A 15,727-nucleotide genomic window follows, 5' to 3' on the forward strand; every position below is an offset into this window, starting at 1 on the left:
TCGACTACCGCTGGCGGCTCAACTCGAAAGGCTATGCGATCCGCAGCTACAGCGTGGACGGCAAGGAAATCCTGGTCGCGCTGCACCGCGAGATCATGCAGCCGCCGCCGGGTCTGGTCGTCGATCACATCGACCACGACAAAGCTCAACAACACCCGCGCTAACCTCCGATTGATCACCCAGCAGCAGAACCTCGCTGAACCGGCGGTTGTTCAAGAACAGCACGACCGGTTTCAAGGGGTGACGTATCAGCACGGGAAATGGCTGGCACGGATTGAGAAAGACGGTCGATCATTCAACTCAGCTTCCCACACCCACTTGAAGACGGCGGCGCTGGTCTATGACTGCGCCGCGGTCACACTCTTCGGCGCGGCGTATGTATGGCGCAATCTGCCTGACCAGCCGTTCTCGCCGGAGTTGCAAGCCCTCGTGCGCGGGTATCTGGAGCGAGCAGGGTAGGGCGGCGCAGGTACGGCCTCGAACAGCAATTCCCCTCAGCGTGCGGGTTTGACCCCCGACTCCTCATCGTGGGGGAAGTATCCGCGAAGCAGCGGCAAGAAACCATCGACCGGTTTCAGACCAACCCCGACGCCAAGCTGATCTGCCTCGGGCTGCTGGCGGGCGGCGTGGGGCATTACGCTCACGGCGGGCGCGAACATGGCGATTATCGAGCTGCCGTGGCGACCGGGCGACGTGGATCAGGCGGAAGGCCGGACGCATCGCTTCACGCAGGCAGCGCCTGCCTGCTACTACCATCTTGCCCACGGGACGGTGGACGACTACATGTGGGACATCATCTCGAACAAGCGGGCGCTAGCCGATGCCGCGCTGGATGGCGTGGTGCAGGAGGAGCGCGAGCGCATCATGGCCTATCAGGTGTTGGCGCGCATCCGCGAGAAGGTCAAAGCCCGCCGTTTGGAGAAGGCCGCGGCCATGAAGCAGCTGACCGCCGGGGAGGAACGTCATGTGCTCCTCTGCGCCTAACCCTCACGGAAAACCGTTTTCAACCGTGATCCGCACGGCGAACTACTTCTACACCGGCGCTGACCGTCTCGACATCACCGTGAAGTGCGCTGAAACCAATCCGGGTTATGTGGGGGCGTGTCTTGCCCCACCTGGGACATGGTGGGCGGCATCAAGCACTGGTTCTACGCCGCCGAGGTGCAGCAACTGGTTTGGGCGAACCGCAAGGACTCAAAGGAGTACCGGGAAGCGTTTGAGCGACTCCTCAAATGGCAGTCGAACCCGCTTATCACGCCGACCCAGTACGCCGTCAAATACCTCAACCTCCTGCGGCAACGCTACTGGGAGAACCCCGCGCCGTTTATCGAGATCGCTTCAATGGAGAGCGTGACGATGGTCTGCTACTGCGTGGGCGGGATGCAGCAGCATTGCCACCGCGCTGGCCATTGAGCCGATCAGCAAGCTCGTCGAGCGTCTAGGCCGCACTCCAGTCATCCTCGGAGAACAGCCATGAGCTTGAAAACCGTTTTCAAAACGGGGAGCTGCGGCGATGACTGACTCCTCGAACCTGAACCGCTTACGCGTTCTGATTCTCCGCCACTTCCCGACCGAAGCCCTGCAGATCGGCGCTGCTGGAGCAGCCGGAGGTGAAGCCTTTCAACCGCCAGTTCGTCATCAACCTCGTGCACGCCTGCGCGCTCGCCGGCCTCCTCGATACGTGGGGAGCCACCAGCGGCAAGTGGTATCGCACCAACCGGGTAGGGTGGGTGGTACTGACCGTACTGGAGGGACAGCGGCGGTGAAAACCGTTTTCATGCCGGCGAATTAGTGCAGAAATTGGATACTCTCTGTTGGGTCTCTATCAGTCTCCAAAATCTGCACTAAATCACGGGGATGAGTCTTTCGCGCCGAAGCCGCCCTCATCCCCGCGCCGCGTGCTATCCTGAACGCCAGAGATGCCTCCACATTTCTATGCTCCTAGCGTGATCTGGTTGGCGTCAGCGCTCCTCGGCCGGAGTGCTGGCACAAGCGCGGGTGCGGGTTCCCAGCCTGCATCCGCGTTTTGTTTTCCGACCTATACGCAGATCCGAGAGCCGCAAGCGGCGCGCACACCGGATTCACACTACCTGCTGGAGGTCCAAAGTATGCAGATCTGTGCGTTTTAAGCGCCGAAGCGCCGTCCATGGCTGGCGTATTTCCTCATCAGGGCAACGATAAGTCGTGCTCCATGGCCGCTATGCGTCGTTCCGATACACAAGTGCGAGTCTGGAGGGCAGGGGAGGGGGACATGATTAGCCCTTCTCCGGCCTTCTCCCGCTGCACACATGCTGTGAACCGGGCAAACGGGTAAGCAAGTGTGCGTGTGCGTCCCCGTAAATGCGGCTTGTATGCATACCAATCATTCCTCGGACGCTCTCCTCAGTATGGGTATGAAGTGTGCGTCGAGTGTGTATGCCGTTCTGCGTAGCCTGTAGTCTGATTGTCTTCTCAGTGTGGTACTGGGGGCCAGAGTGTGTATGGGGAATGGGGAGGCGCCCCGATTCCTCGCCCCCACCAGATTTTGAAAACCGTTTTCAAAGTGACCCAATCCGGCTGGTATGCGCGCTGTTCAGCAGGGTGGGATAGGTTGAGGCTGTGCTCATTGAGTTACTGGGATGCCGACATGATGCAGTTCACCGCCAATTATTCGAATACGACCGGACGACAGGCAAGCCGGCTGCGCGCGCAGGCTGAGAACCTCTTAAAGGCCGCTTCTGATTTACTTGACGAGCAAGGTCGGGTGCCGGTTGAGCGGCAGGAGCGGGCGTATCAGCTGAGCAACGAGGCGATTGGGTTGCTGGCGCAGATTCGTGGGCTGCAGGCGAAGAAATAAAATCCGTTGCATATCCGCGAGTCAGTTCAGTGCCGCGAATGTCTGGAGGCAGACTCGTACTAAAAGTTTTTGAAAACCGTTTTCAATGCCAAGGTGGTTCGTCTGCGTAGGAAGCGAATCGCGCTAATATAGAGCGATATCGCTTCTGTCAGTTAGCAGCCATCTTGGAGGGTAGGATGTCCCCGCGCCTCTCGCCTGATCAGTTCCGCCGCCTCATCTCGTACATGCGTGACCGGGTCGAGTTTCGGGATATTCAGGGGCGGGATACCTTCCTGCGCACGTATGGCTTACAACGCTTTATCCGGGATCTCTACTTTAACACCCAAGCTAAAGTCTTCAGCATTCAACTCGTGACGCGCCTGATGGATTACGGCACGCTGGATGATGAGTGGGGCAAGAACCCGCGCTCAATCGCTTGATCACCGGCTTGAAGGAGAGCTCGAAGGACAAGCCGACGTGCTGGCTTTCCTCGACAGCCTCGTGACTCCACCGCCAGCCCCACCTCCCGCTGCGCCCACGATTGCCGTCCTTCACCGACGCCCTCGACCGCCTATGCCTTCCTGTCCTACAGCTCCAAGGATCGTCCCTTTGTTCAGCGGTGGCCGGCTGATTTAGAGGCGCGCGGAGTGAAGCTGTGGTGGGATCGTCATCAGCAGGATGGTATCAAGCCGGCAGAGGATTGGGAACGCAAGCTGCGGGCGAAACTCGACGAAATCACGCATTTTGTGAGTCTGCTGACGCCGAACTCGGTGGAATCCAACATGGTGCGCGCCGAACTACAAATTGCTTCGTCGTACTCACCCAAGAAGATACTTATTCCGGTGCTGGTGCAAACCCTGAAGCTGAATACCATGCCAATGCAGCTGGTCCCACTGCAATACATTGATTTCACCGATCCGGCGGTGTATACCGCGCGCGTTGATGAACTGACGCAGATCCTGCGCTAGCGCGGGACAATCAGAAAACCGTTTTCAAAGTTTCCGACCTTCATTCTGTCTGACAGTCGAGAGCGATCTTTATGCCGAACCCGTTACCGCCCGACCTCATCACCCGCATCAAGCCGCTGCTGCTCCCGTATCTGCGCGACAAGGATGAGCGGGAAGCCTTGTTCATCGACACCTACTTCCTGCGCGATCCACGTCCACTGGATCAAATCAACTTTGAGGGCAGCCCCGAGGTTTTCGCGTCGCGCTGCATTGCCGATTTGCTCAAGAAGATCGGCTGTCTGGCGGAAGCTGATGACTCTATCCCGGCGGAACATTCATTGGCGGCACTGCTTCAGACGGTGCGCGGACGCTGCGGCGCGGAAAAGTACGCCGAGATTGATCACTGGCTGCCGATCCTCAACGACCAATGCGCCGCGCCGAGCATCGAACCGGCAGTACCTCACCGGTGAGCTCACCGGCGCAAACAATCGACACGCCCGTTGACGAGCGCAGCGCCAGCGTGTTCATCAGCTACTCACATGCGAATGAGGAGTTCGCCAATCAGTTGATCGGCGACTTAGGTGGGGCAGGGCATCGCTGCTGGATCGACACATCGAAGATCAAGGGTGGGGCGGACTGGCAGCGGGCGATCTGCGATGGGATCAACCTGTCGTATGCGCTGGTGGTGGTGTGTACGCGCAAAGCGTTGGAGAGCGACTATGTGTGGGATGAGATTCAGTGGGCACGGACGCGGCGCAAGCTGATCATCCCGGTGCTGCTGGAAGATGTGACCGACGACGACCGCTTTTTCGGGTTGCACCGCTTTCAGGGCATCCGCTTCGACAAGCTGGCGCACCCGCAGGCCGTCGCCGCATTGATCGCCGCGCTGCCCACGCCGCCGAGTGGGACTGCGCCGTCGCGATCGCTGACCCAGCGGGAACACGAACTGGCGTATCTGGATCGGCTGCGCTTCGAGGATTTCCGGCTCGAACGCTTTGAACTGGCTGAATATGCTTCGCTCGCCGGCGAAGCTCAGGTGCGCCGTGAAGTGCGCGACACATGGGACGCGTTGGCGATGAAACAGGAATTCGCCGTGATCCGCCCGAACGAGCGGGCTGGGAATGAAATCGACGCGCCACCGGAGAAGTTCACCGATGCGGTAAGCAAGATCACCGAGCTGCGGCGCGTGGTGGTGCTGGGTGAACCCGGCGCGGGCAAGACCCATACGCTGCGGGCCATCGCCAAGCCGCTGTACACCGCCGCTATGACCGATGTCGCCGCGCCGCTCCCGCTGCTGGTGAAGCTGGGCAACTGGGATAAACCGGACATGCCGTTTGAAGCGTTCTTGCGCGGGGCGCTGGGCGAGCTCGGCGGATATCTCGATGATCTGTTTGCAGCGGGGCGAGCGATACTGCTGCTCGACGGTCTGAACGAGTTTCCGGCTGACCAGCGCGCAACGAAATACCCGCAGGTTGAAGCTTACATTAAGGCGCACCCCGAGGTGATGGCGGTGGGTGGCCTGCCGCCAGGCCGATTACCCGATCAGCCTGCACTTGAACCAAGTGCTGATCCGTCCGCTTGATCCGCTGCGCATCAGGGACTTTGCGCGCCGAGCCTTGCACGCGGTGGATACGAACGATGCCTTCTTCTGGAAACTGGTCGGGGCGGAGGCGCAGCGCTTTGAGGCACGGTTTAGAATGTTGTTTGCCGACCAACTGCGCGACTGGGAAACGGTTTTCTGGATGGATGAAATGATGCCTGCGGGCAAGGAATGGAAAGAGGAATTCAGCAACGGCTGGTGGACGGGTTGGGATCGGTGGCACAGCCTGCGCGACGACCCAGCGAGCATTTTCACGCTGGCGCGGAACCCGTTTATGCTGCGTATGCTGCTCGATGTGTACATTCAGTCGAAGGGCGAACTCCCGAGCAATCGTGGTCAGTTATTCGATCAATTCGTAAAAGTTCTATTTGGGCGGGAACGGCTGGTGAACAAGGAGAGTGGTGTGGTGACACCTGAGGGGCAGGCGCTGCTCTCAGGGTTGCAGCGCATCGCTTATGAGATGCAGATCCGGCGGGCGAGCACAGCCGAAGATGGCACTGCGGCAGGGACGGCGCTGAATGTGGCGGCGGTACGCGACATTTTGAACGACCGCCGGTTGTATCTCGCGGTTAGCACCAGCCTGTTGGCCATTGGCGATGAAGTTCGGTTTAGTCACCAGCTGCTGCAAGAGTATTTCGCCGCGCGCTATATGGATGGCGAAATCCGCACCGGTCGGCTTAAGGCAGCGGATATCTGGCAACCGGAGCGGTGGTGGGAGCGGACGAACTGGGAAGAGGCGGCGATTCTGCTGGCGGGGCTGTATAGCGATGACTGTACGCCTATCCTAAACTGGATTGCCGACGCCAATTCGGAAGTGGCCGCGCAGTGCATCGGTCGGAGCGGTGCGTACACACCAGATGCCACGAAAACTCGACTGCGCGACCAGTGGCTGCCACGACTGACGGATGTGCAGCGCGAAGCGCAGCCGGAGTCACGCGCAGCAGTCGGACGGGCGCTCGGCTCGTTCCAGATTGGCGGACGCATGGTGGACAACCGGAAAGGTGTGGGCTTGCGCGCTGACGGTTTACCCGATCTAGATTGGGTTGAAATTCCGGCGGGCGAGTTCATGTATGGTCACCAAGATAAGAGGGATAATCCGCCGCAACGACTGAAATTAGCTCGCTTCTCCATGACGCGGTACTTGGTGACGTATGAGCAGTTTGGTGCATTTCTGGTGGCAGCAGACGGCTTTTCCAACCCGGAATGGTGGGAGGGTTTGGCGGCGGATGATGAGCATAAGGCGCAGCCGGGCGATCAGGCGTTTAAGTATGGCAATCACCCGCGGGAGCGCGTGAGCTGGTACGATGCGGTGGCCTTCACCCGTTGGTTGAGCGCGGAACTGGAATATGAGGTGACGCTGCCGACCGAGCAGCAGTGGGAGCGGGCGGCGCGCTGGACGGATGGGCGCTTGTACCCCTATAGTGGAGAGTACGATCCGGCGAAAGCGAATACAGGGGACACAGGCATTAGGCAAACAAACGCGGTCGGCATATTCCCGAATGGCGGATCGGTCGAGGGCATTCATGATTTAAGTGGGAATGTGCTCGAGTGGTGTTTGAACGAGTATCTCAATCCGGAACGGATAAGTTTAGAAGGCAGCGAACGGCGGGTGCTGCGGGGCGGTTCGTGGGGCGGCAATCAGAGCAGCGCGCGCGCTGTGGTCCGCAACTACGTCCGTCCGCTCGAGCGTAGCAGCTATGTCGGGTTTCGGGTGGTTTGTTCGTCCCCCATCCCGTAACGCTGCGCGCTGGGCGGCGCGTAGCGCCGGATAAAAGAACGGGAGGGGACATTGCCCCTCCCCTACAACGTGAAACGGCCGTAGGGGCGACCCCACGTGGTCGCCCGCATTATCTTGCATAGAAGGTATCCTCGTTCCAGCGCGCAGGATTGGTTAGCACGTACCTGCGAATCATCTCTAGTCCTTGTTCATCCCGAATGATGTGATCGTAATAGCTGCGCTGCCACAAGCGTTTCTCGAATGGTGTCCAGTCCTGTTCCTTGACATTCTGAATGTAAGCATTGGTGGTCATTGCCTTGAACCAACCTACGGCATCTGAGAGCCGCGTCTGGTCACCCTTGAGCAGAACGATGCCATGAAAATGGTTGGGCATGACAACAAAATGATCAATTTCAGCATCCGGAAATTTCTCGGGCAGACGTTCCCACCACCTGCGTAGCATAACCCCTGCTGGGTTAAGACAGAGTTCTTGGTCGGCAATGTCGCCGAACAGGCAGGCGCGGTTTTGCTGGCAAATGGTCACGAAGTACGCACCTTCACGCGCATAGTCGTACCCGGGCAGACGCGGTGATTTGCGTTGGGGATAAGAGCTCATCAGATTCCACCTCCGGGTGAACACGGGCGACCACGTGGGGTCGCCCCTACGGCCGTTTCACGTTGTAGGGGAGGGGCAATGTCCCCTCCCGTTCTTTTATCTGGCGCTACGCGCCTGCGGCTAACGCCGCACCGCCCCAACCAGCGCGCAGCGTTACGGGATGGGGGACGACACAACCAACCGAAAGCCGTCATTGCCGCTACGGACGTACGGGAAGTTGTAGTTGCGGGCCACGGCGCGCGCGTTGCCTCGATTGAAGTTCCACGAACCGCCGCGCAGCACCCGGCGAACATTGGTGCTGCTCAAGTCCTCCCGCCCATCGTTCGCCTGATAAGGATAGGGAAAGGCCGCCTGATCGTAGATTGAAGTCGTCCACGTGTAGACATTGCCGGACAGGTCGAGCGCGCCTTCCGGTGTGGCGTTGTCGAAAATCCCGACCGGCGAGGTACGGCGCAGGTGGCTTTCGAAGGTGTTACAGCGCGCCGAATCGAAGGTCTCGCTGTAGGGGAACTGGCGTCCGATCTTCCCCCGCGCTGCCGCCTCAAACTGCGCTTCGGATGGTAATTCGTAATTCTGCCCCGTTTGAACGCTCAACCAGCGACAATACGCCCGTGCCTCAAACCACGTCACCCCGACCACGGGCTGCGCCGGATTATTGAAGCGTGTGTCGTCCCAGTATTCTGGCTGGCGGTAGATTTTGCCGGAAGGAAATGATTCATCCAGCCATTCCTCAAAACGCTCATCTGACCAACGACGAAGGGTAAAATAATCAGTTTTCTGCTGAGACGTAAAATTCGTTGCATTACGAATGCTTTCCTCCGACCACCCTAATATACGCTGGCGAAATTCGCGCCATGATTGCTTTTGCCCCTCGGTGCTGCCCTCACCGCGCAGCCACGCCCGCGCCTCGTCGGTCGCCCACCACTGCTCCTGCTCATAGCCGCCCGCCGCCATGAACAGCGCGTATTCCGCGTTCGTCACCGGGAATGCGCCGATCTGGAACGGCTCAAGCTCGACGGTGTGCGCGGGCTTCTCAAAGTCGTTGTTGCTCTCATCATCACCGATTGGATATTCTCCGTCCGCAATGCTCACCAGCGGCGGCAGCAAATAGTCGCCGTGTTGTCCGGTTTTGCGCTCCCAGCGCGGATCACCCAACATACCCAACGCCTCGCCTGCTGCGATGCGGGCGCGCAGGTCGGCATCGCTGTCCTGCATCCGCGCAATCAGGCGCATCTGGAGATCGCGCACCAGCATCGGGTCGATGGACGCTTCGCCGGAGGCGGCACAGCGCGCGGCTAAAGGCAGGTTATGCGGGATCAGGTCGCTGATGAAGGCGTTCGGATCGCGGTTCATGGGCGCGGCGGTCAGCGTGGTCTCCTCCCAGCCCGTTTGGGGGAGCGGCGGCAGCGGATCACCATCGGCGAGGGCGGCTAAGGTTTCAGCCAGCGCGGGTTTGACGTGATCGCTGCGCCATTCGACCTGCACGAGGGCCGGGTTTGGCGTATCCGCCAGCTGGCGCGCCGCGAAGAACTCTTGCAATAACTGGTGGAAGAAGGCGATCTCAGACTGGGTAAGATCCTCGTCCAGCACGTTCAGCGCCACGCCGGCTTTGAGGATGTCCGCATCCCGCGCGTGATCGAGCAGGTCACAGGCGTCGTCATAGTCGATGCGAACCTGCGCGCCTTCGCTTTCCAGCCCTTTCTCCTGCATGGAGAAGGCCAGCGCGCACAGCTTAGGGATGAGCACGCCGCGTTCCGGCAGGTCGAACGGGTTACGCCACTTGCCGAGCGACAGCTTCTGGTGGTCTTTGTCCGTCAAAAGGGTATCCGGCTGGAACAACTCGCCGTTAATCTCGCGGTAGAGCACCTGCCGCACAAAGCCGGTGAACAAGGCTGCGCGGCCTTTGGGGACACTGCGGGTAGCGGCCACCTGTTCGCACAGCAGTTTGAGGAAGTAGGGCGTCTGGAAGAGACTGAACTGAGGTGAACCGTCGAGTTCGCGCCAGATGAGCGTCTCATGCGCCGGGGTGTAGGCTTTGAGGAACGTTTGCACTTGTTCGGCGTCCATCGGCTGCACTTCGACCTGCGGCACACGTAAATCCGGGCTGCTCAGGCTGGCGCTGTAGTCGAGGCTGCGGCACGAGAAGATCACGCGGTTGCCCAGTTTCACTATCTCCTGCGTGAAGGCGCGCCAGAGCCCGACACGCTCGTGATATTCAGCCGTGCTGCGGTGCGGCATCTCGTTGAGGGCGTCCAGAAGCAGCAGCGCTCGTCCTGCCTTGAGATAGCTGTCGAGGGGTGGGAGCTGCGGGTAGCGCTCGTTCCAGCGGGACTCCAGCCACGCGCGCGGGTCGAGCAGCACGCCATCGGCACGCGGGCGATAGCCGTTCAACTGGATGAAAAAGGTGATGGCGTCCGCTCGATCACGCAGGCGATCCATGCTGTGATCCAATTGCAAGCGGCGCAGCAGCGTCGATTTGCCCGAGCCCGGCGCGCCGAGCAGCACGAAGGCCGGGTCGTCGACCTTGTGCAACACGTAGCGCAGGTCGTTGAAGCGGAAATCGGCGGCTTTTTGCCAACGTTGGGGATCGGTTTCGCCTTTGTCGAGCAAGAGCGTCAGATTGACGAAGCGATTGTCGAGCGCGTAACGTGGCAGCGACCATTCCACGATCCGTCCGAGACGGTATTCGGTCAGGTCGGCGGGGTGGTAATCCTTGATGGCGTTCGCTAGATCAAGGGAGAGGACGGCACTGCCGGCTGGGTCGCGGATGGCTTGCAGCAGATCAGCGAACGCCTGCGGGCAGCGTGCGCGTCTCGACGTCGGCATCCGGGAACACGGCAATTTTGTCCGCGCCGGTGCTGGCATCGGGCAGTGTATAGGGACGACCCAGTTCTTTCAGCAGGCGGTCGAGTCCCGCTTGCAAGTCAGTGCGTACGTCGATGTAGTTGTAGGCGACCATGCGGCTGTGCAGATCGCAATCCGCCACGTAAAGCGGGTAAATCGGCTTGCGCTGCTGGTCAAAGTAGAACCATTCGCGGTGCACCTCTTTGCGGTAGGGCATGGAGGCCGCCGAGAGCAGCAAGACCATCCGCTGACACGCGCGGAGCGCGGTTTCAATCGCCATGTCCCAGTTCGCGCCCTCGCGGATCTCGCTGGTATCGCGGAAGACGCGCACGCCCGCTGCGGTCAGGTAGGCTTCGACTTGCTCGGCGATGGCTTGATCCGGACGCGCATAGGAAATGAAGACCGATAGCTCGCCAGCGGCGAAGGTCGGCGGTGGTGGTGTGATCGACTGTGTGGGTGGGCCGGCTTTCAAGTCGGTGAGCAGCGCGTCAATGTGCGTCTGTCGATCGGTGCCCACCTGTTGGCGCACTTCTTCAAGTAGGGCGGCGAGCGCAGGTTGTCCCAGCGTCAGGTCACCGTAATCGTAGAGCAGGCGCACAAGTCGCACGGTAAACGGGCGGGCTGCGCCGTCCCAGTCAATGCGGTCTGGGACAGGGGAGCCGAAGAGCGCGCTATCGATGAGTGAACGTCGGGCATCGGCGTCCCCCATCTCCGGGAGTAGTGCTTGTACGATTCGGTCGAAGAGATGTTTGTCCATAGCGCCCGCCCGCGATAGCTCGATTAATATGCATCTAGTCTAGCGCAAGTGAGCGTAGGGCGGAAATCATACCGGGGTCAGATTTGTGCCATTATGCGTGCCGATGAAAACGGTTTTCTGCTACACTTGCGTTATTGCTGGTAACAGTCAACGCCGTCCACTGAAACAATGAAGAGAGACCTAATGAAAACTGTTCCCCAAATCCGTGTCTTTCTGGCGCCTCCCGGTGATGTGAATGAAGAACGCGCGGTTGCGCTCCAAGTCCTCGACATCCTTGAATACGACCCGTTGTTCCGACAGGGTGGGGCAGGGGGAGTCTCGATTCATGCGGTGGCGTGGGACAAGCCGGGCAGCGGCACAGCGATGCGCGCGACCTTGACCCCTCAGACCGCCATTCGCGAAGGACTGCCGCAACCATCCGAATGTGACATTGTGTTGGTGCTGTTCTGGGGAAGGATGGGGACGCCGCTGCCGCATCCCGAATATCAGAAAAACGATGGCTCTCCGTATCTCTCCGGCACAGAATGGGAATACCTGAACGCTGTGACGGCTGAGCGGGAACAGGGCAAGCCGATCACCCTGGTTTATCGGCGGTCGAAGAAACCTCGTATCGATATTGATGACGCAGAGCAGGTGGCGCAGTATCAGGCGGTGCAGGGTTTCTTCAAGCAGTTTCATGATCCGAAGACCGGCGCGCTCATGGGTGGTGTGAATGAATACACCAGCCCCGAAGATTTACGGGTGAAACTGCTGCTCGAACTACGTGACATTATCTATAGGCATCTGTTTGAGGTCGGGGCATTGAGCGATGCAACGACGAAAGTTCGCGCCACAGCCGAGGAACTGCCGCGTGTCGCCTCGCCGCCGCTGTGGACAGGATCGCCTTTCCCCGGTTTGCGGGCGTTCACGGAATTGGACGCACCGATCTTCTTTGGACGTGGGCAAGAAATCAGCGACCTAGTCAAGCGCGTAGAGGAGAGCCGATTTGTCGCCGTTGTGGCGGCGTCGGGGAGTGGCAAGTCCTCGCTGGTCGCGGCGGGCTTGATCCCGCGTTTGAAAGCAAATGCCATTGTCAGCGGGGAGACGGGCAGCAAGGATTGGCGGTTTGTCCGTCTGACACCGGGGCAGGGCGAAAGTCCGTTTGCAGCCTTGTTCACGGCGCTGTGCGAGGCATTCCCCGAACACGCGGTATCGCCGTTCCTGATCGAGCAGGAAAAAGAGGGGTTTATCGCCAGCCTCACGAAGAACCCTTCGGCTCTAGTGAGAATCTGCGAAGCGCTGCTGCGGGAAGCGAAAGCACCCCCGTGGGCGGAAATTCTATTCTTCATCGATCAATTTGAGGAGCTGTTCACGCTGGTGCGTGACGCGGATCGCGCGCCGTTTCTGGCGCTGTTGGAAGTGATCCACTCGTCGCGGCGGATGCGCTGCGTCGTGACCATGCGCTCCGACTTCACCGCCCAAGCAGTTGATAATCCCGCGTTGGCAAACTTACTCAATCAGGGTAATTACATGTTGGCGGTGCCCACGGCGGGCGCGCTGATTCGAGATGATCAAGCGCCCAGCGGAGCGCGCCGGGTTGACATGGGATGATGGCCTGCCGGAACGGATTCAGGCGGAGACGGGCAGCGACGCTGGGGCGTTGGCGCTGATGGCGTATGCGCTGGATGAGCTGTACCAGACGTCGCATGATCTGAAGCGATTGACCAATGAGGCGTATCGTGCCATTGGTGGCGTAGACGGAGCGATCGGCAAACGGGCGGAGACCGCCTTCGAGAACCTGACTCTCGCCGACAAATATCGGCTGTTGCAGCGTGTGTTCCGCGAGTTGGTAACCGTCGATGAGCGCGGCACAGCGACCCGCCAGCGTGCCACCTTGAGCAAATTCGAAGGAGACGACTGGGTGCTGATCCGCGCCTTTGCTGATGCGCGTTTGCTGGTAACGCAAGATGATGCCGTCGAAGTGGCGCACGAAGCCGTCTTCCGCAGTTGGACATGGCTCAAGAACTGGATTGCTGAAGCGCAGGAAGACTTGATCCTGCTTCGGCAGGTGCGCGCGTCCGCTGACGAGTGGGCGCGAAAGCTCAAGCCGGATTTTCTGCGGTGGCCTGCCGAACGGCTGCAACCCGTGTACGCGATGATTGAGCGCCAGCAGCCCAACTTGGGAGATACCGAGCGCGACTTCATCGAGCAAGAGCAGTACCGGTTGTACCGTGAACTGGGGTTTGATGTTTATCCTCTAAGCGACGGGCAGGTCGATGTGACGCCATCAGCGGTTGTCAGCGACACGTCTCATCAGCGTCGCTATGCAAGTGGAGTGCGCTTAAATGACATTGGGGATATTCGTCGTGGAGTGGGCATGAAAAACGGGCTTCCGGAGGGGCTGTGGCTGCCGGGAGCTGGTTCGAATGGAAAATATAAGTGTGAATTTGAGGTTAAGCCGTTCTTTATGCCAAGTATCTGACGATGTTTGTACAGTTTCAGGCATTCATCGATAGCGGAGTGTGTGCTGATTCACGCTGGTGGGGTTGGCTTATCAGACGAATATCAGGACAGCCCCAGTAAATGCAACGAACGGTGGTAGCAACGCGCCCCGCGACTCGGTATCATGGTATCAGGGTATCGCCTTTGGACGTTGGCTAACAGTGCAGTGTGAAGGTCAAGAATTCCTCCATCCGTCTGGTAATGTGCTGAAGGTTGGCGATAATGCGGTGATCCGGTTGCCGACGGAAAGGGAGAATGGCAGTGGGCCGCTATGGCGGGTTCGGAAGAACGTGAATATCCATGGGGGCAGTGGGATAAGTATCCTCGTGCCAATACGACTGAGGCTGGTATTCAGGGTCGTAGTACGGCAGTTGGAATGTATGCGCATGGAGCGGCAGTCTGTGGGGCGCTAGATATGGCAGGCAACCTGTGGGAATGGTGTTTGAACGACTACGGGAACCCGAGTATAATAGACGGTTATAATAACGGCAAGAGTAAGGTACTGCGGGGCGGTTCGTTCAATTTCAGTCAACGCAACGCTGCGTCTTCCTCCCGCAACGACGTCAATCCCTACAGCGATTACAATAATTTCGGTTTGCGGTTGGTTGTGGCCGCCCCTATTGCATCCCTAATGAATATCTCTTCCCCGAATGCAGAGAGCGGAGAAAGATAGAAACGTGTGAGTTTGCCTGAATAGGCTTTGCTTACAGGACAGTCATCATCACGAAACCAACACTGCCATTTGAGAGAGTATGCAGTAAGCCAACGCAAGAAATGCAGAAATACAATGACAATCGCATCATGGCGGTTCTCGTGCTGGTCGCGCTAATCACGGGTTACTTGTCTAGTCGAGATGAGCAGGGGCAGGTGGATCTGCGCGGTCTGGGCGGTAATCTGGCCACTGAATTGATCGGCGCGGTGGCCACGTACTACATCATGGATCGTCAAGACGCGCGTGGGTAACGCCGAACTGAAGCCTCAGATGATCCAACGACTGGAGAACCGGGATGCGAGTATCACATGGCAAGCGCTGTATGAGTTGGAAGATAACGGCTTCTTGCAAGATGACTCGCTGTATGGGTGGTTCCTGCAGCATGCCCAGTTCGAGGGCGCTAACCTGAGTAAGCTGAAGGCCAATGGGTTAGGATGTATCGCTGTAACCTCAAGACTGCGAAAAATCGACGTGGAGCAGCTAGTCGTCATGAGCGACCTGCGGCGTACCATCATGCCCGATGGGAAACTCTACGATGGACGCTACTGCCTCGTCGGCGATCTCAATTGGGCGCTCACCCGCTACGGGATCGATGTGAACAAAGCCACGCCGGAGCAAATGGCGGCGTACTACGACGTCTCGCTGGAAGCGTATCTCGACGGGCAGCGCTGGGCGAAGGCAAACCTCGCTCAGTACGGCGTCAATGTGCCCGAGTATTTGCAGCAGCTTGCATTCGATGATCAGCCAGCAGCGCAAACCACAACCTAGAGGGAACATGCCACACGTCTTCATCTCCTATGCCCGCAAAGACGGCGCTGATGAAAGTTTGTGCTTATACAACGATCTCGAAGCTAATGGCATCAGTGCATGGCGGGATCAGCGGATCGATCCGACCGCCGATTTCACAGGCGAAATCGAGGATGCGATCAACAGAGCGACGCATGTCGTCGTCGTGGTGACGCCCGACCTCAAACGCACGGACAGCTTTGTGCGGCTGGAAATCGGCTACGCCCTCACGCAGAAGAAGCCCATCATCCCGCTGGTGTTCCCCGGCGGACACCGCCCGATTGTCATCATCAACCACACTTACATCAGTTTCGCAGAGTGGGATGTGGGTTTTCGCTGCTGCTGCACCGTTTGAACAACCCTTAATGCCGAAGAAATTGACCCGCAAACCCGGCGTGAGCATGAGATCGCTTATCTTCAAGCTATCGGGCAGAAGTACGATCACTGGCGCG

At 59.1% G+C, this 15,727-nt stretch carries 18 protein-coding genes and 1 pseudogene; 16 read left to right on the forward strand and 3 right to left on the reverse strand.

Annotation, left to right across the window (positions count from 1 at the left end):
• The first annotated feature begins 171 nt into the window (after positions 1 to 171).
• The 10 genes from IPK17_RS22885 (at position 172) to IPK17_RS22930 (ending at position 7,100) form a co-directional block, all read left to right on the forward strand.
• Positions 172 to 459, forward strand: coding sequence for a hypothetical protein (locus IPK17_RS22885; protein WP_343420016.1), 288 nt, complete (start codon positions 172 to 174; stop codon positions 457 to 459).
• 198 nt (positions 460 to 657) lie between these two features.
• Positions 658 to 984, forward strand: coding sequence for a hypothetical protein (locus tag IPK17_RS22890; RefSeq protein WP_343420017.1), 327 nt, complete (start codon positions 658 to 660; stop codon positions 982 to 984).
• Positions 985 to 1,101: 117 nt separating this feature from the next.
• Positions 1,102 to 1,413, forward strand: a complete 312-nt coding sequence (locus IPK17_RS22895) for a hypothetical protein (RefSeq protein WP_343420018.1) — start codon at positions 1,102 to 1,104, stop codon at positions 1,411 to 1,413.
• Between the two features lie 197 nt (positions 1,414 to 1,610).
• Positions 1,611 to 1,766: a hypothetical protein gene (locus tag IPK17_RS22900; RefSeq protein WP_343420019.1), complete on the forward strand. Its 156-nt coding sequence runs from the start codon at positions 1,611 to 1,613 to the stop codon at positions 1,764 to 1,766.
• Between the two features lie 860 nt (positions 1,767 to 2,626).
• Positions 2,627 to 2,836, forward strand: a complete 210-nt coding sequence (locus IPK17_RS22905; RefSeq protein ID WP_343420020.1) for a hypothetical protein — start codon at positions 2,627 to 2,629, stop codon at positions 2,834 to 2,836.
• Between the two features lie 176 nt (positions 2,837 to 3,012).
• Positions 3,013 to 3,255, forward strand: a complete 243-nt coding sequence (locus tag IPK17_RS22910) for a hypothetical protein (protein WP_343420021.1) — start codon at positions 3,013 to 3,015, stop codon at positions 3,253 to 3,255.
• A 141-nt stretch (positions 3,256 to 3,396) separates the two neighbouring features.
• Entirely contained in the window at positions 3,397 to 3,783 is a 387-nt protein-coding gene (locus IPK17_RS22915) for a toll/interleukin-1 receptor domain-containing protein (RefSeq protein ID WP_343421497.1), read from the forward strand.
• 71 nt (positions 3,784 to 3,854) lie between these two features.
• Positions 3,855 to 4,232, forward strand: a complete 378-nt coding sequence (locus IPK17_RS22920) for a hypothetical protein (protein WP_343420022.1) — start codon at positions 3,855 to 3,857, stop codon at positions 4,230 to 4,232.
• Positions 4,229 to 5,344, forward strand: a complete 1,116-nt coding sequence (locus tag IPK17_RS22925) for a TIR domain-containing protein (protein WP_343420023.1) — start codon at positions 4,229 to 4,231, stop codon at positions 5,342 to 5,344. The genes IPK17_RS22920 and IPK17_RS22925 overlap by 4 nt, the downstream gene beginning before the upstream one ends.
• Positions 5,277 to 7,100 (forward strand): SUMF1/EgtB/PvdO family nonheme iron enzyme, encoded by a 1,824-nt coding sequence (locus IPK17_RS22930; RefSeq protein ID WP_343420024.1) that lies wholly within the window; start codon positions 5,277 to 5,279, stop codon positions 7,098 to 7,100. The genes IPK17_RS22925 and IPK17_RS22930 overlap by 68 nt, the downstream gene beginning before the upstream one ends.
• A 109-nt stretch (positions 7,101 to 7,209) precedes the next feature.
• Here the strand turns inward: IPK17_RS22930 and IPK17_RS22935 are convergent, their stop codons facing one another.
• From IPK17_RS22935 to IPK17_RS22945, 3 genes are all read right to left on the reverse strand, one after another.
• The gene (locus IPK17_RS22935; protein ID WP_343420025.1) at positions 7,210 to 7,695 is read right to left on the reverse strand and encodes a transposase; all 486 of its coding nucleotides are present in this window, start codon (positions 7,693 to 7,695) and stop codon (positions 7,210 to 7,212) included.
• Between the two features lie 153 nt (positions 7,696 to 7,848).
• Complete coding sequence (locus tag IPK17_RS22940) at positions 7,849 to 10,521, reverse strand: SUMF1/EgtB/PvdO family nonheme iron enzyme (RefSeq protein WP_343420026.1); 2,673 nt, start codon at positions 10,519 to 10,521, stop codon at positions 7,849 to 7,851.
• Positions 10,478 to 11,296, reverse strand: a complete 819-nt coding sequence (locus tag IPK17_RS22945) for a TIR domain-containing protein (protein WP_343420027.1) — start codon at positions 11,294 to 11,296, stop codon at positions 10,478 to 10,480. Before IPK17_RS22945 ends, IPK17_RS22940 begins: the two co-directional genes overlap by 44 nt.
• Before the next feature lie 183 nt (positions 11,297 to 11,479).
• Here IPK17_RS22945 and IPK17_RS22950 point away from each other — a divergent pair, with 183 nt between their 5' ends.
• The 6 genes and pseudogenes from IPK17_RS22950 to IPK17_RS22970 all read left to right on the forward strand — a co-directional run bounded on the left by IPK17_RS22950 (position 11,480) and on the right by IPK17_RS22970 (position 15,630).
• Positions 11,480 to 12,886 carry an ATP-binding protein gene (locus IPK17_RS22950; protein WP_343420028.1) on the forward strand — a complete coding sequence of 469 codons (1,407 nt, stop codon included), beginning with the start codon at positions 11,480 to 11,482 and terminating at the stop codon, positions 12,884 to 12,886.
• Positions 12,843 to 13,757: an nSTAND1 domain-containing NTPase gene (locus IPK17_RS22955; protein ID WP_343420029.1), complete on the forward strand. Its 915-nt coding sequence runs from the start codon at positions 12,843 to 12,845 to the stop codon at positions 13,755 to 13,757. The genes IPK17_RS22950 and IPK17_RS22955 overlap by 44 nt, the downstream gene beginning before the upstream one ends.
• A gap of 285 nt (positions 13,758 to 14,042) precedes the next feature.
• Positions 14,043 to 14,450, forward strand: a pseudogene (locus IPK17_RS40710) (formylglycine-generating enzyme family protein); the annotation flags it as partial.
• A 101-nt stretch (positions 14,451 to 14,551) separates the two neighbouring features.
• A complete protein-coding gene (locus IPK17_RS22960; protein ID WP_343420030.1) occupies positions 14,552 to 14,740 on the forward strand; it encodes a hypothetical protein in 189 nt (62 codons plus the stop codon).
• A gap of 19 nt (positions 14,741 to 14,759) precedes the next feature.
• Positions 14,760 to 15,257: a hypothetical protein gene (locus IPK17_RS22965; RefSeq protein WP_343420031.1), complete on the forward strand. Its 498-nt coding sequence runs from the start codon at positions 14,760 to 14,762 to the stop codon at positions 15,255 to 15,257.
• A gap of 7 nt (positions 15,258 to 15,264) precedes the next feature.
• Positions 15,265 to 15,630, forward strand: a complete 366-nt coding sequence (locus IPK17_RS22970; protein ID WP_343420032.1) for a toll/interleukin-1 receptor domain-containing protein — start codon at positions 15,265 to 15,267, stop codon at positions 15,628 to 15,630.
• The last annotated feature ends 97 nt before the right edge of the window (positions 15,631 to 15,727 follow it).

This window comes from Candidatus Flexifilum breve (assembly GCF_016713355.1).

Excerpts from the sequence above, each read along its gene's own strand:
- IPK17_RS22890 (WP_343420017.1), top strand. The coding sequence starts at position 658 with ATGGCGATTATCGAGCTGCCGTGGCGACCGGGCGACGTGGATCAGGCG.
- IPK17_RS22905 (WP_343420020.1), top strand. The coding sequence starts at position 2,627 with ATGATGCAGTTCACCGCCAATTATTCGAATACGACCGGACGACAGGCA.
- IPK17_RS22910 (WP_343420021.1), top strand. The coding sequence starts at position 3,013 with ATGTCCCCGCGCCTCTCGCCTGATCAGTTCCGCCGCCTCATCTCGTAC.
- IPK17_RS22920 (WP_343420022.1), top strand. The coding sequence starts at position 3,855 with ATGCCGAACCCGTTACCGCCCGACCTCATCACCCGCATCAAGCCGCTG.
- IPK17_RS22935 (WP_343420025.1), bottom strand. The coding sequence starts at position 7,695 with ATGAGCTCTTATCCCCAACGCAAATCACCGCGTCTGCCCGGGTACGAC.
- IPK17_RS22940 (WP_343420026.1), bottom strand. The coding sequence starts at position 10,521 with ATGCCGACGTCGAGACGCGCACGCTGCCCGCAGGCGTTCGCTGATCTG.
- IPK17_RS22945 (WP_343420027.1), bottom strand. The coding sequence starts at position 11,296 with ATGGACAAACATCTCTTCGACCGAATCGTACAAGCACTACTCCCGGAG.
- IPK17_RS22950 (WP_343420028.1), top strand. The coding sequence starts at position 11,480 with ATGAAAACTGTTCCCCAAATCCGTGTCTTTCTGGCGCCTCCCGGTGAT.
- IPK17_RS22955 (WP_343420029.1), top strand. The coding sequence starts at position 12,843 with ATGATCAAGCGCCCAGCGGAGCGCGCCGGGTTGACATGGGATGATGGC.
- IPK17_RS22960 (WP_343420030.1), top strand. The coding sequence starts at position 14,552 with ATGCAGAAATACAATGACAATCGCATCATGGCGGTTCTCGTGCTGGTC.
- IPK17_RS22965 (WP_343420031.1), top strand. The coding sequence starts at position 14,760 with ATGATCCAACGACTGGAGAACCGGGATGCGAGTATCACATGGCAAGCG.
- IPK17_RS22970 (WP_343420032.1), top strand. The coding sequence starts at position 15,265 with ATGCCACACGTCTTCATCTCCTATGCCCGCAAAGACGGCGCTGATGAA.